We start from the raw sequence: 13,620 nt of genomic DNA, 5'->3' as shown, positions 1-13,620 counted from the left end.
ACATGCTTTGGCGTTGCCGCCAGCAATAAAAATCAGAACGTCGCCTTGAACTGCACCCCATATGTGCGTGGTTCGTTGATGATGCCCGTCAGGTTGTCGAAATCGATGGCGCCCAGCGACTGGATCTGGTTGGTGATGTTGCGCCCGTACGCGGACAGTTCATAGCGATCCCATTTGTAGCCGACGCGCAAGCCGCCTTCGAGCAGTTCCTTGGCCTTGTATTCTTTCGCTTCATACAGGAAGAAGTTATAGCTGGTGCGGTAGGCCCAGTCCGTGTAGGCGTAGAACTCGCCATTGGCGAGGGGAATGCTGTATTTCAGGGTGAAGTTGGTTTGCCATTCCGGCGCGCGCGGCAGCGGGTTGCCGTCGATGTAGGCCGTGCCTTTGAACGGGCCCAGCGGGTCGGTGACGGTACAGCCGCTGGCCGGGTTGTTTTGCGCGTTGCCGCAGCTTTGTACGAACAGCTTCTTGTCCTGGATTTCCGTGTGGTTATAGCTGCCGCCCAGGGTCATGCTGAGCGAGTCGCTGAGGTTTGCCTGGAAATCGAGTTCCACGCCACTGCCCGTGGCCTTGTCGGCGTTGATCAGCTGGTTCATGTTGACGGCGCCACTGCCAGCCGTCAGCTGCTTGTCTTTTACACGATACTGGAACACGGCCACGCTCAGGCGCGCGCGCTTGTCGAACAGGTCCTGCTTGATGCCGGCCTCGACGGACAGCGCTTTCTCGGCGCCGGCAAACGAGGGGCGGTCGGCCAGGCCGTTCAGGCGTCCCTGCATCGACGGCGCGCGGTAGCCGGTGGCGATGCGCGCGTAGGCATTGGTTTCCGGCGTCAGCACATAGGTACCGCTCACGTCCCAGCTGATGTTGTGCGAGGTGTCGTTCAGGTTGAAGGGGCCAGCCGTGGTCGCTTCCACCCGCTTGGCGGAGAAATCCTTCTTGTCGGTCGTGTAGCGCAGGCCTGCGCGCAGTTTCAGGGCGTCCGAGACCGTGTAGTTGAGCGAGCCGAAGGCCGCGTACGACTTCGAACTCTGGTTTTGCGTGGCGTAGGCACTGTTTTGCGGATTGCCGGGCGCCAGGCTGTCAAAGCTGATGCTGTCGATCTGGATATCTTCCTTGAAGTAGAACAAGCCGGCTATCCATTGCAGCGGGCCGCGGGCAGACGATTCGGCGCGGAATTCCTGCGAAATCTGCTTGTGGTTGGGGATCACGTCGGCCGTTTCCACGACGAAGGGGATGAAGCCCGGGCCCATCGGCGGGGCATACACGGCGCCATAGCCGCCGTCGACGTCGGCGCGGCTGAAGAAATCGAGTTTTTCGTAGCCGGTGATCGAATGCAGGGTGACGCCGGGCAAGTCCCATTTCAGGCGCATGCTGCCGCCCTTGGTTTTCAGGTGCTGGCGGTTGATGCCGTCGGTCGGGTAGTTATCGTAATCAAAGCCGTCGACCAGGTCGTTGGTGCCTTGCTTGAGGATATTGGCGCGGAATAGCGTGGCCGTGCCGTCGAGGTTGCGCGCGTGCACGTTGAACAGGGCGCTGAAGTCGCGCGTGGGCTTGACCAGTACCTGCAGGCGGCCTGCGCTGTCTTCATAGCCTTCGAAGTCGCGCGTGCCGGTCGGGCGCGGGTTGTGTACGCGGTCGTCGCGGCGCTGTGTCTGGCCGGAAAAGCGCAGGGCCACCGTGTCGCTGACCGGCACGTTGAAGGCGCCTTCCAGGTTCTTCATGCCATCCTTGCCGAAGCCGCCGCTCAGGTAGCCCTCGGTCTTGAAGACGGGCTTGGCGGAATCGAACTTGATCACACCGGCCGGCGAGTTGCGGCCGAACAAGGTGCCTTGCGGGCCGCGCAACACTTCGACCTGGTCGACGTCAAACACGGGAAAACCTTTCAGCATGGCATTTTCCTGCACCACGTCATCCATCACCAGGCCCACAGGCTGCGAGGCATTCAGGTCGAAGTCGGTATTGCCCAGGCCGCGAATGTAGAAGCGGGGAAAGGTGCGGCCGTAATCCGATTCGACGGACACGCTGGGCGATCGGCTGTTGAGGAAGCGGATGTCGGCGCCGCCGGCCGTCAAGGTGTCGAGCTTGTCGCCTTTCAGGGTGGCGATGGACATGGGCACGTCCTTGATGTTTTCCGCGCGCCGCTGCGCCGTCACGATCACCGTTTCCAGCTGGCCAGGGCCGGCCTGTGCCGCCGGAGCCGCAGGCGCGTCGGCGGCTGGCGCCGGGATGCTGTCCTGTGCCTGCGCCATCGCCTGCAGGGGGAAGGCGGCAGTGATTGCCAGGGCAATCAGGGTGTGGCGTATTGTGCTGGCGCGTGTGCTGGCATGCGGTGTCATCATGAAACGGCTCCTGTCGGTGAAGGTTGTTGGGGCGCTGCAAGCTGGCGCTGGCCAGCTGGACGAAAAATCATGCTAGCACGGAAAGTTTTGGTATTCATGCCATTTTCCAGCGACGGCTATTCATATCCGTTTCGACTGAATACACGAATAAAATCGTATTTGTCGTCAATATCTGGCGGGTGCATAGTGGAGTGCCGCCAGGCTTGCGCGAGCGCAAAAGTGGCCTGGCATGGGGATGGGGTTTCCTGCGGGAGCGCAAAAAGAGGGATGGCTTTTGCCGTGCTGCCCATGTCCGGACAGTGGAAATACAACAGCTGCCGCGGATTTTTTCGGCAGGGGCGTGTTGTTGCTGCGCGACAGGGGATGGTGCCGGTGGCGGCTATCTCCTGCGCGCGTCACGGGGGCACGCGTGGCGGCATGCCCATATCGGTTTAACGCTTAAAACTCTTCCCAATCGCCGGCCGTCATGGTTTCCGCTTGCGCCGCACGGTGTTTTGCCGGCGCTGCCTGGCGCTTGACGGTGCTGTTGGCCGGGGCCGGTACCAGGCGCAGCGGCTTGCGGCTGGCGCGCGCTGATGCTGGCGTGGGCGCCGCCACATGGTCGTCGTGCGTCTTGAAGATGCTCACCGTCTGCACCAGGTGGCTGGCCTGGTCGCGCAGGGATTCGGCTGCCGCCGCCGCTTCTTCCACCAGCGACGCGTTTTGTTGCGTGACGCTATCCATCTGGGCCACCGCCTGATTGATCTGCTCGATGCCGGTGGTCTGTTCCTGGCTGGCCATCGTGATGTCAGCGATGATGTTGCTGACGCGGGCGACACTGGCGACCACCTCGGACATCGTCGTACCCGCTTGCGCCGCCAGCCTGGCGCCCGCATCGACGCGGCTCACGGAATCGTCGATCAGCGTCTTGATTTCCTTGGCCGCGCTGGCGCTGCGCTGGGCCAGGCCGCGCACTTCGGTGGCCACGACGGCGAAGCCGCGGCCCTGTTCACCGGCACGCGCCGCCTCCACGGCGGCATTCAGGGCCAGGATATTGGTCTGGAAGGCGATGCCGTCAATGACGCTGATGATGTCGACAATCTTGCGCGACGATTCGCTGATCAGGTCCATGGTGCCCATCACTTGTCCCACCACGGCGCCGCCCTTGCTGGCGACGTCCGATGCGGTCGTGGCCAGCACATTGGCTTCGCGGGCATTTTCCGCATTCTTGCGCACGGTGCTGGTAAGTTCTTCCATCGAGGAAGCGGTTTCTTCCAGTGAACTGGCTTGCTGTTCCGTGCGCAGCGACAGGTCGCTATTGCCGGTGGAAATTTCCGTGGCGGCAAGGGCTACCGTGTCGGAATCCTGGCGGACGGAGGACACAACCGAAGTCAGCGATACCTGCATGCGCTGCAGCGCGGACAGCACGCTGACGCTATCGTTCGGAGCGACGCTGAGTTTTCCTGTCAGGTCGCCGGCGGCAAGCAGGCTGACGGCGTCGCACAGCTGTTTCGGTTCGGCGCCCAGCGCCTTGAGCAGGTGACGCGTGATGAGCCAACCCGCCAGGGCCGCCAGCACGATGGACAGCAAGCTGGCGCCGATCAGGATATTCCTGTTGAGAATGTAGTGTTCGTTGTCTTCCTGCAGGATGAGAGCGGAGCGCTGGTCCGTCAGGGCGAAATATTCATTGCTGGCGGCGACGAGGGCGGCCAGCAGCGGGCGGCATTCCTCGTTCATCTTGACGATGGCTTGTTCGGTTTTCTTTTGCAGCGCCAGGTCCACGATGCCTAGCGCCACGGGAGCATAGCGTTTTTCGATACTGTCGATCTTGTTGATGATGGCGCGCACCTCGTCCGATACCTCCGGCTGCTGTGCCAGCTGCAGCAGCTGCTGCATGTTCTTGACGACATCGGCGTGCGCCTGCAAGACCTGCCTGCGTTCGATTTCCAGGTCTTCCGGCTTGGTGACGAGTACCAGGTTCCTGGCCGCCACGGCACGCATGTCGATCGCGTCACGCACGCGGTGCGCCGTATTGGCGCGGGCCGTGATGCCGTTGACATACTGGTCAAAGCCGGTGTTGAAGGTGGAAAAACTGCGCACGGACAAGATCGAGATGCCGATGAGGAAAAAGACCAGCAGGCCGAAAGCCAGAGTGAGCTGGGTGCGTACGGTGAATTTATCCATGATGTCTCTCCCAAAAATACGTGGTGACGATTAGAAATGGGGCTTGCGCGGGACGAGGGCAGGCGATTGCCTGGCAACGAATCGTGGCCTGCGCAGTGCTTCTCTATCCAGAACACGGATTCGTGGTGTGAGGATCGCGTTACTTGAAAACTGATTTAAATAATTAATTTGTTTTATTTATTAAAATCATTTTTACATAAAAAATTCAGTAAATCAATGAGATTTTACGGACCAAAAAACAACTTTTCGACATGCGCGGCTTGTTCCCGCGCCTGTGGAGCGGGCATAGGAGACGCGTCCGAAGGGAGGCGGATCAGCCGGGAATCGGCGTGCCCTGGTGAAACGCCATTTGCCAGCGGCCATCGCGCCACTTCCACAGCGAACTGCGCAAGCTGGCGCTCGCGGGTAGGGCGCTGCTGGCGTGCCGCTGCGAGCGGTAGGTAACGAAGGCAACATCCTCGGCCAGCAAGCGCGCCTGGAAATCGCTGATGCTGCGCAGGCAAAAATCTTCTGCCGGCAGATCTGCCAAGGTCGCCGCGCGCGTCCAGAGATTGCCCGAGCTGCCGAATTCGAAGAACTCGTCGGCCAGCAGAGCTGCCAGCCTGGTGCTGTCAGCCCGCACCGCCTGGCTTTGCAGCGCCGCTTCCAGCGCCTGCAACTGCGCCGCCAGGCGTGCGCTGTCCTGCGTCTTGTCCTGCGTGTGGTCCATAGCCAGGGTCTTCAGATGGGAAACGCGCCGGCGCCCGATACATTCAGGCAGGCGACCTTGTCGCTGGAAAAATACTTGATTTGTCCCAGGCCGATGGCATAGCAGCCGTCACTGAGCGGGGAAATGGGGCCGGTGAGTTTCTCACCGCTGGTCAGGGTCACCACCCACGGCGTGGTGGCCGGTTTGCCCGCGTGGGTCAGGGCGTGTTGTACGAGGTCTGACATGTTGCCTCCGTTGGAAATCAAAACCCGATGATAGCAGTGTCGCGCCGCCGCTGGTTTGCCGCTACGCGGGCCTGGTGCCTTACGTGTCGGCCAGCAGGTTTTTCGGCAGGGCCACCGACACCAGCTTCCAGTGCCACAGGCCGTCGCGCGCCAGGGTCAGCTCGCCGATATGGCTTTTGCTGTGCGCGCGCTGCACCACGACGCTATCCCAGGAGGTGTAGCGCAGTTTGTAGTCGGGTTTGGTAGTACGCTTGCGGCCGCTGATATCGCTGACCTTGGCGATCGGTTTTTCATAGCGGTCATTGAGCTTCATCAAGGCGACGATGCCCTCGGGCATCAGCATGGTATCGAGCAAAGGGTCGATGACGTCGGGGCTGATATCGTCGGCCACTTCCGGCGCCGAGAACAGGGCATGCAGTTGCTGCCCCAGGCTGCCGCGCAGCTGGGGCAGGTCGATATGCGCGGCCAGGGCCTGCGTATCCTCGTCCATCGTGGCCGCGCGTATCTTGTTCATGGTGAAATACGGGCTGCCATAGAAGACGCCGGCCAGCGCGACCAGTGCCACTACAGCAAGAAGCATCATTCTTTTCATTGTGCAATCTTTTGGATGCCTGGCGACCCGGTGCGCCTGAAGTGTTGGCATTCTACATAATATTTCCCAAAATCAATATGGTAGTTTAGGTAAGTGTTGTTTTAGATCAAGTTTCGTCAGAGTAATTCTGGCGGCAAGGTAATGTCCGTCAGTTTCCAGTCCCAGATGCCATGGCGGCGCAGCAAAAATTGGCTGGCGGCGGGGCCAGCGCCGCTGCGCCGCAGCACCACTTCGTTCCACGAGCGGTATGCCATGCCAAAGTCGTGGCGCTTGCCGTCCGCCCCCTGCTTGCCGTGCAGGATCAATACCGTAATGCCGGGCGGCGAGACGATGGTGTCGAGCATTTCCTTGAAGTCCTCTTCGTTGGCCGTTTCGCCGGCCGCCCGCAACTGGCGCGCCACGCTGGCACGCACGGCGGGCAGGTCGGCCTGCTGCGCCAGGTTTTCCAGGCGCACGGATTTCGCCGCGATGCTGATGCGGTACATGGCGATGTAGGGGCTGACCCAGGTGAAGCCGATGGCGGCAACGGTAAAAATGATCGCGGTGGCGTACTTTCTTTTCATGGTCCGTGTTTTTGTATGAGCTGTGCCGCCGTGATTTTACCCGGCCAGGGGTGGCGGATGGTGTAGCATTCGTGCCGGCGCGGACCATCGCGCCGCAATATTGAGGACAACCATGAATATCACTATCAATCAGGTGCTGCAGTCGTATATCGATCCGCTCACCGCCAGCGAATACGCGGCGCTCGAACGCAGCCTGCTGGCCGAAGGCTGCCGCGACGCGCTGGTGCTGTGGAACGACGTGCTGATCGACGGGCATAACCGCTACGCCATCTGCCGCCAGCACGGCATCGAATTCAAGACCATCCAGAACACCAGCTTTACCTCGCTCGACGACGTCATGCTGTGGATGATCGACAATCACCTGGCGCGCCGCAGCGTGTCGGACTTCCAGCGCGGCGTGCTGGCCCTGCGCAAGAAGGAAATCGTCGCCGCGCGCAGTCCGGCGCCCGTCAGTGCCCAGGATGCGCCGGACGGCGAAAACGCGCCGAAGCCGGCCATGAGCACGCGCGAAGAGGTGGCCAAGGCGGCCCGCTTGAGCAGCAACCAGATCAGCCAGATCGAGAAGATCCAGAAGGCGGCGTCGCCGGAACTGGTGGAAGCCGTCCGCTCGGGCACGATCTCCATCAATGCGGCGGCCACCGTGGCGTCCCTGCCGCCGGAAGAACAGGTCGCGGCCGTCGCCGGCGGCAAGAAATTATTACGCCAGGCGGCCAAGGAAATCCGCGAACAGCGCGCCGCCACGCGCACGCCGCGCGAGCCGAAGGCACCCCACGTGCCGCAGGATACGCCGGAAACGGGCAACGAGCCGTGGGCGGAAAACGCGGCGCAGGCGCCGTCCGAAGCGGAACGCCTGCGCGGCGAGATCGCCAGCCTGAAACAGAAAGTGGCGCAGCTGCAGGCGGAAAATACCGAATTGAACCAGCGCATCGCCGCGCTGATCGATGCATCCTGATTGCCGACTTGATTCTGGAGTAGTGCATGCTGCATAGCCGTACCCTGTTCGCCGCCATCGCCTGCGGCATCGTTGCCGCTACGCCCGCGCTGACCGCCGCTGCCAGTGCCGTTTCTGTCGCGGACATGGCCCGCTGGCAGGCGCAAGCCGCCAATGTCAGCATCGCGCGCGACACGTGGGGCGTGCCCCATGTGACGGGCAAGAGCGATGCGGATGCCGTCTTTGGCCTGATGTATGCGCAGGCCGAAGACGATTTCCCCCGCGTGGAACTCAATTACATCAACGCCATGGGGCGCCTGGCGGAAGTGGAGGGCGAGCGGGAGTTGTACCGCGACCTGCGCATGAAGCTCTTCATCGATCCGGCCGACTTGCAGGCGCAGTACCGCGCCAGCCCGCCGTGGCTGCGCAAGCTGATGGACGCCTTTGCCGATGGCCTGAATTTTTACCTGGCCACGCATCCGCAGGTGAAACCGCGGCTGATCGCGCATTTCGAGCCGTGGATGGCCTTGAGCTTCAGCGAGGGCAGCATCGGCGGCGATATCGAATCGGTCAACCTGGCGCAGCTCGAAGCGTTCTATGGCCAGCAAGCCAGGCCTGCCGCCGTGGCGCTGGCCAGCGTGGAGACCGGGTTGGATCCTGAACCCAGCGGCTCGAACGGCTTCGCCATCGCGCCCGCCATCACGAAAAACGGCCATGCGCTGCTGATGATCAATCCGCACACCTCGTTCTACTTCCGCCCCGAAGTGCAAGTCACCAGCGGCGAAGGCTTGAACGCGTATGGCGCCGTCACCTGGGGCCAGTTCTTTGTCTACCAGGGTTTTAACGACCGTCTCGGCTGGATGCATACCTCGGGCGGCGGCGATGTCATCGACGAATACCTGGAAAGTATCGTCGACCGGGATGGCGCATGGTTCTACCGTTATGACGGCGGGCTGCGTCCCTTGAAGGCCGTGCCCATCACCTTGCCATATAGGCTGGCCGATGGCGGCATGGGCGCCAAAACCATCACCGTCTACTACAGCCACCACGGCCCCATCGTGCGCGCGCTGGACGGTAAATGGGTGGCCGTGCGCCTGATGAACGAGCCGTTGAAGGCGCTCATGCAGTCGTACACGCGCACCAAGGCGCGCGATTACGCGGCGTTCTACAAGACGATGGAGCTGCGCACGAATTCGTCGAACAACACGGTGTATGCGGATGCGGATGGCAATATCGCCTATTTTCACGGCAATTTCATCCCCGTGCGCGACCCGCGCTTCAACTGGAAGCAACCCGTCGATGGCAGCGACCCCGCCACGGAATGGCAAGGGCTGCACACGGTGGCGCAAACCATCACCCTGTTCAATCCGAAGAATGGCTGGATCCAGAACACGAACAACTGGCCGTATTCGGCGGCCGGCGCCAACAGCCCGCGCCAGCACGACTATCCCGCCTACATGTCCGTGTATGGCGAAAACGCGCGCGGCCTGCATGCCGTCAAGGTTTTCCAGAACAGGACGGGTTTTACCCTGGACAGCCTGATCGCCGCCTCCTACGACAGCGAACTGACGGCGTTCGAATCCTTGCTGCCGCCGTTGTTCGCGGCGTACGATGCGCTACCTGAGAATTCGCCGCAAAAGCTGGCGCTGGCCGACAAGGTGGCTTTGCTGCGTGCCTGGGACTGGCGCTATTCGCTGACGTCCACCGCCACCTCGCTGGCCGTGTTCTGGGGCCAGGAGCTGGCCGAGCAGGCAGGCAAGCAGGCGCGCGAGCAGGGCATGCCCGTGGTCGATTTTCTGGCGACGGACAGGGTCCCGGCCGACCAGCGGCTGGCGGCACTGGCCAGTGCCGCCGATAAGCTGCGGCGCGATTTCGGCAACTGGCAAACGCCGTGGGGCGAGATCAACCGCTACCAGCGTCTGACAGGCGACGTGGTGCAGCCGTTCGACGATGCGCAAGCCAGCCTGCCCGTGCCTTACGCGTCGGGCAACTGGGGCGCGCTGGCCGCATATGGGCAGAGCAGCAAGAGCACCACGCGGAGGATCTACGGCGAGCGCGGCAACAGCTTTGTGGCGGCCGTGGAATTCGGCCCCCGCATCAAGGCGAAAAGCATCCTCGCCGGCGGCCAGAGCGGCGACCCGAAGTCGCCCCACTTCCGGGACCAGGCGGCCATGTATGCGCGCGGTGAATTCAAGGACGTGCTGTTTTATCCCGAAGACGTGGCTCGGCACCTGGAGCGCAGGTACCGGCCGGGGGAGTGAACGTTGCTGTTCATGGCAACAATGTGTCGGATTACGCTTCGCTAATCCGACCTACGGTGCTGGTCCTGGGTTGATCTGAAATATCAAATCGCGTCGAGCGCCGTGCGCAGGTCATGCCGCAGGTCTTCGATGTCTTCGATGCCCACCGACAGGCGGATCAAGCCGTCGCCTATGCCCAGTTTTGCCCGCTGTTCGGGAGGGATGCTCGCATGCGTCATCAGGGCGGGGTGTTCGATCAGGCTTTCCACGCCGCCCAGGCTTTCGGCCAGGGCGAAAACCTCGCAGTGTTCGAGGAAGCGCCGCGCGCCGGCCAGATCCGTATTGAGGTCGATCGAGATGATGCCGCCGAAACCATCCATCTGGCGCTGCGCCAGCGCGTGCTGCGGATGCGAGGCCAGTCCCGGATAAAACACCTTGCGCACTTCCTTTTGCTGCTCCAGCCACTGCGCCAGCGCCAGGGCGCTTTCGCAATGGCGCTGCATGCGGATGGCCAGGGTCTTCACGCCGCGCAGGGCGAGGAAGCTGTCGAACGGCCCGGCAATCGCGCCCACCGAGTTTTGCAAAAAGCCCAGCTGCTCGCGCCACTCCGCCTGGCGCTCTTCCGCGCCGACGATGGCGATGCCGCCGATGATGTCCGAATGGCCGTTCAAATACTTGGTGGTCGAGTGCACGACGATGTCGAAGCCATGTTCCAGCGGGCGCTGCACCAGCGGGCTGGCGAAGGTGTTATCCGCCACGGCGATGATGCCCCGTTCACGGCAGATGTCGGCAATCGCCCGCAAATCCGCCAGTTTCAGCATCGGGTTGGTGGGCGTCTCCACCCACACCATCTTCGTTTCCGGGCGCAGCGCGGCCAGCAGGTTTTCCGGATTCGTCAAATCGACATACGTGAACTCATGGCCGGCCGAGCGGCGGCGCACCCGCTCGAACAATCGATACGTGCCGCCGTACATATCGTCGCCGGCGACGATATGGCTGCCCGCATCCAGCAATTCCAGCACGGACGAGATGGCGGCCAGGCCCGAGGCAAACGCGAAGGCGGCGCTGCCGCCTTCCAGGTCGGCCACGCAGCGCTCGAGCGCCCAGCGCGTGGGGTTGTGCGAGCGGCCGTAGTCGAGTCCCTTGTGCACGCCGGGGCTGTCCTGCACGAAGGTGGAGGTGGCGTAAATGGGCGGCATGATGGCGCCCGTCGACGGGTCGGGCGACTGGCCTGCGTGGATGACGCGCGTGGCGAGGCGGCTCTTGCGGGGAATGTGCTGGCTCAAGATAGTGTCCTGCGTAAGTGGTTGAGAAGGTCGAAGCGGGTGATCAGGCCATAGAAGGCAGTATCGTCGGCGACGACGGCCGTCAAGCCCCGGTCCAGGGTGGCGCGCAGGGCGGGCAAGCCGCTTGAGGGCGCGAGGGTTTCGATCTGCGTCGTCATGGTGGCGCCCACCAGACCCGCGAAATGGGCGGCGTCGCCCGAGACGTGCAGCAGCAAGTCCGATTCGTCGATAATGCCGACCAGCTGGCCGCCATCGATGACGGGCAGCTGTGCCAGGTCGCTGGCACGCATGCGGTTGAAGGCCGTCAGCAGGGTGTCGCCCGGCGCCACGCTGACGACGTCGCCCTCGTCGTAGCGGCGCCCGATCAGGTCGCGCAAGTCGCCCGACACGGCCCGCTGCAACAAGCCCTGGTCGCGCATCCAGCCATCGTTATAGACTTTGGATAGATAGCGCGTTCCCGTGTCGCAGACAAAGGTGACGACGCGCTTCGGCGTGGTCTGTTCGCGGCAGTATTTGAGGGCGGCGGCCAGCAGCGTGCCGGTGGACGAGCCGCCGAGGATGCCTTCGGCGCGCAAGAGGGCGCGCGCGGAATCAAAACTTTCCTGGTCGCTGATGGTGTAGGCCTTGGTGACGCTGTCCATGTCGGCGATCGAGGGGATGAAGTCTTCGCCGATGCCTTCGACGGCCCACGAGCCGCTCGTGTCCGATACCTTGCCCGTGTCGATGTATTCGGTGAGGATGGAGCCTTGCGGGTCGGCCAGCACGAATTCCAGCTTCGGCTGCGCCATGCGGAAGTAGCGCGTCAGGCCCGTCAGGGTGCCGGATGAGCCGACGCCGACGACGATGGCGTCCACGTCATGGCCGCTTTGCTCCCAGATTTCGGGCGCCGTCGTCGTTTCGTGGGCCAGCGGATTGGCGGGATTGTTGAACTGGTCGGCGAAGAAGGCGCCCGGCAGTTCGCGCGCCAGGCGCGCCGCGTAATCCTGGTAGTACTCGGGATGACCCTTGCCCACGTCCGAGCGCGTGGTGTGCACTTCAGCGCCCAGGGCTTTCAGGTGCAGCACTTTTTCCGTCGACATCTTGTCGGGCACGACGAGAATCACGCGGTAGCCCTTGATGCGGCCGACCAGCGCCAGGCCGATGCCCGTGTTGCCGGCCGTTGCCTCGACGATGGTGCCGCCCGGCTGCAGGCGGCCGTCGGCTTCGGCCGCTTCGATGATGGACAGGCCGATGCGGTCCTTGATGGAACCGCCGGGATTTTGCGATTCCAGTTTCAGGAACAGCTGGCACAGGCCCGTGTCGAGCCTGGTCACTTCGACCAGCGGGGTATTGCCGATCAGCTTGTATAGCGCTGGCGGCTGGGGTGGGGATGGCATTCGATCATTCATGGTGGCTCCTGTCAGAGAAACAGCCGCCCGGGATTGTGTCCCGAGCCGCCTTCCGTGCCGCGCAGTGTAGGCGGGTGGACGAGTGCGGCGAACGAATGTTTGCATGCTTGCATATGCGCTTTGCGCATATCGGCTGCAGCGCGGCAACAGCGTGCGCGCTTCGAGTATGCGCCGTTTTTTTCCCGCTTGCCGCACCAATGACACGACTATTAAGCTGCCGCAAGCCCGCCATTGCGATTTATAATCACGCCTCGAAAAGGAACTAAACAGTATCCTGAAAACCAGACAAACAGGGCAGGCGGCAGTGGCAAAACTTTATTTCCGGTATTCCGCAATGAACGCGGGCAAGTCGACGGCCTTGTTGCAGGTCGCGCACAACTATGAAGAGCAGGGCCAGCAGGTACGCCTGTACACGGCCGCCATCGACAGCCGCTACGGCGTGGGCAGAGTGACTTCGCGCCTGGGTCCGCAGCGCCAGGTCGATATCTTCCATGCCGACACGAATTTCCTCAACGATATCCCCCAGGTCGCCTGTTTGCTGGTGGATGAAGCGCAATTTCTCAGCACGGCCCAGGTGCAGCAGCTGCACCAGTTGGCGCAAGTGAAGGGCGTGCCCGTCATCTGCTACGGCTTGCGCACGGATTTCAAGGGCGAACCGTTCCCCGGCTCGGCCTATCTGCTGGCGCTGGCCGACGATATCGAGGAATTGAAGAATATCTGTACTTGCGGCAAGAAGGCCACGATGAACATCCGCGTGGATGAGCAGGGCCGCCGCATCAAGGAAGGCGAACAGATCAGCATTGGCGGCAACGAGAGTTACCGCCAGGCATGCGGGCGTTGTTTCTACTCGTAAATCTACTCGTAAATTATTCGGCGACGGGCGCGCCCACGTCGGCATCGTCCGACAGCGCCAGATCGCCCCGCTCGAAGGCGGCGAGGATGTCATTCGCGCGCGCCACGTCGTGTTCGCGCACCAGCACGCGGGCGCCGCCGATGGCGGCTGCCAGCAGCATGTCGGCCTGCATGTGCTGGTCGTCCGTCAGCAGCACGTCGATGCCGGCCGCTGCCAGGCAGCCGCGGATGACGTGCGCATCCGTGGGGATCATCAGCCGGGCAATTAAAACGTAGTCGTCGTGCATGGTCTCTCCTGGCGCGGTGGTATGCGCCATCTTAGCACCGGACCCG

At 62.6% G+C, this 13,620-nt stretch carries 12 protein-coding genes; 3 read left to right on the top strand and 9 right to left on the bottom strand.

Going from position 1 to position 13,620, the window contains the following annotated elements; genetic code table 11:
* Positions 1–32: 32 nt before the first annotated feature.
* The 6 genes from CSQ92_RS09970 to CSQ92_RS09945 all read right to left on the bottom strand — a co-directional run bounded on the left by CSQ92_RS09970 (position 33) and on the right by CSQ92_RS09945 (position 6,590).
* On the bottom strand, positions 33–2,336 hold the full coding sequence (locus CSQ92_RS09970; protein ID WP_034778992.1) for a TonB-dependent receptor: 2,304 nt from the start codon (positions 2,334–2,336) through the stop codon (positions 33–35).
* 441 nt (positions 2,337–2,777) lie between these two features.
* Positions 2,778–4,502: a methyl-accepting chemotaxis protein gene (locus CSQ92_RS29560; protein ID WP_099394024.1), complete on the bottom strand. Its 1,725-nt coding sequence runs from the start codon at positions 4,500–4,502 to the stop codon at positions 2,778–2,780.
* Positions 4,503–4,815: 313 nt separating this feature from the next.
* Complete coding sequence (locus CSQ92_RS09960; RefSeq protein ID WP_099394023.1) at positions 4,816–5,211, bottom strand: nuclear transport factor 2 family protein; 396 nt, start codon at positions 5,209–5,211, stop codon at positions 4,816–4,818.
* Positions 5,212–5,222: 11 nt separating this feature from the next.
* On the bottom strand, positions 5,223–5,435 hold the full coding sequence (locus CSQ92_RS09955; protein ID WP_092605562.1) for a hypothetical protein: 213 nt from the start codon (positions 5,433–5,435) through the stop codon (positions 5,223–5,225).
* Positions 5,436–5,514: 79 nt separating this feature from the next.
* Complete coding sequence (locus CSQ92_RS09950) at positions 5,515–6,018, bottom strand: DUF2939 domain-containing protein (RefSeq protein WP_180276983.1); 504 nt, start codon at positions 6,016–6,018, stop codon at positions 5,515–5,517.
* Positions 6,019–6,143: 125 nt separating this feature from the next.
* Positions 6,144–6,590, bottom strand: a complete 447-nt coding sequence (locus tag CSQ92_RS09945) for a DUF2939 domain-containing protein (RefSeq protein ID WP_070281947.1) — start codon at positions 6,588–6,590, stop codon at positions 6,144–6,146.
* 112 nt (positions 6,591–6,702) lie between these two features.
* On the opposite strand from CSQ92_RS09945, the gene CSQ92_RS09940 reads away from it, so the two are divergent.
* Positions 6,703–7,542: a hypothetical protein gene (locus tag CSQ92_RS09940; protein ID WP_099394021.1), complete on the top strand. Its 840-nt coding sequence runs from the start codon at positions 6,703–6,705 to the stop codon at positions 7,540–7,542.
* Between the two features lie 26 nt (positions 7,543–7,568).
* Positions 7,569–9,782: a penicillin acylase family protein gene (locus tag CSQ92_RS09935; protein WP_099394020.1), complete on the top strand. Its 2,214-nt coding sequence runs from the start codon at positions 7,569–7,571 to the stop codon at positions 9,780–9,782.
* Positions 9,783–9,865: 83 nt separating this feature from the next.
* Here the strand turns inward: CSQ92_RS09935 and CSQ92_RS09930 are convergent, their stop codons facing one another.
* Both CSQ92_RS09930 and CSQ92_RS09925 read right to left on the bottom strand, forming a co-directional pair.
* On the bottom strand, positions 9,866–11,047 hold the full coding sequence (locus CSQ92_RS09930; RefSeq protein ID WP_099394019.1) for a trans-sulfuration enzyme family protein: 1,182 nt from the start codon (positions 11,045–11,047) through the stop codon (positions 9,866–9,868).
* Positions 11,044–12,435: a pyridoxal-phosphate dependent enzyme gene (locus CSQ92_RS09925; protein ID WP_373606025.1), complete on the bottom strand. Its 1,392-nt coding sequence runs from the start codon at positions 12,433–12,435 to the stop codon at positions 11,044–11,046. The genes CSQ92_RS09930 and CSQ92_RS09925 overlap by 4 nt, the downstream gene beginning before the upstream one ends.
* A gap of 304 nt (positions 12,436–12,739) precedes the next feature.
* On the opposite strand from CSQ92_RS09925, the gene CSQ92_RS09920 reads away from it, so the two are divergent.
* Entirely contained in the window at positions 12,740–13,288 is a 549-nt protein-coding gene (locus tag CSQ92_RS09920) for a thymidine kinase (RefSeq protein ID WP_034778598.1), read from the top strand.
* Positions 13,289–13,301: 13 nt separating this feature from the next.
* Here the strand turns inward: CSQ92_RS09920 and CSQ92_RS09915 are convergent, their stop codons facing one another.
* Complete coding sequence (locus tag CSQ92_RS09915; protein ID WP_099394017.1) at positions 13,302–13,574, bottom strand: putative signal transducing protein; 273 nt, start codon at positions 13,572–13,574, stop codon at positions 13,302–13,304.
* Between the last annotated feature and the right edge of the window lie 46 nt (positions 13,575–13,620).

The organism is Janthinobacterium sp. BJB446, assembly GCF_002735655.1.
Classification (GTDB): Bacteria; Pseudomonadota; Gammaproteobacteria; order Burkholderiales; family Burkholderiaceae_D; genus Janthinobacterium; species Janthinobacterium lividum.
The sequence above is the reverse complement of the archived record's forward strand: the minus strand, read 5'-3'. Positions and strand labels throughout refer to the sequence as shown.

What these genes read in the sequence shown, in the direction of transcription:
- CSQ92_RS09915 (WP_099394017.1), bottom strand. Translation starts at nt 13,574, where the DNA reads ATGCACGACGACTACGTTTTAATTGCCCGGCTGATGATCCCCACGGAT.
- CSQ92_RS09925 (WP_373606025.1), bottom strand. Translation starts at nt 12,435, where the DNA reads ATGAATGATCGAATGCCATCCCCACCCCAGCCGCCAGCGCTATACAAG.
- CSQ92_RS09945 (WP_070281947.1), bottom strand. Translation starts at nt 6,590, where the DNA reads ATGAAAAGAAAGTACGCCACCGCGATCATTTTTACCGTTGCCGCCATC.
- CSQ92_RS09950 (WP_180276983.1), bottom strand. Translation starts at nt 6,018, where the DNA reads ATGATGCTTCTTGCTGTAGTGGCACTGGTCGCGCTGGCCGGCGTCTTC.
- CSQ92_RS09935 (WP_099394020.1), top strand. Translation starts at nt 7,569, where the DNA reads ATGCTGCATAGCCGTACCCTGTTCGCCGCCATCGCCTGCGGCATCGTT.
- CSQ92_RS09955 (WP_092605562.1), bottom strand. Translation starts at nt 5,435, where the DNA reads ATGTCAGACCTCGTACAACACGCCCTGACCCACGCGGGCAAACCGGCC.
- CSQ92_RS09960 (WP_099394023.1), bottom strand. Translation starts at nt 5,211, where the DNA reads ATGGACCACACGCAGGACAAGACGCAGGACAGCGCACGCCTGGCGGCG.
- CSQ92_RS09940 (WP_099394021.1), top strand. Translation starts at nt 6,703, where the DNA reads ATGAATATCACTATCAATCAGGTGCTGCAGTCGTATATCGATCCGCTC.
- CSQ92_RS29560 (WP_099394024.1), bottom strand. Translation starts at nt 4,502, where the DNA reads ATGGATAAATTCACCGTACGCACCCAGCTCACTCTGGCTTTCGGCCTG.
- CSQ92_RS09970 (WP_034778992.1), bottom strand. Translation starts at nt 2,336, where the DNA reads ATGACACCGCATGCCAGCACACGCGCCAGCACAATACGCCACACCCTG.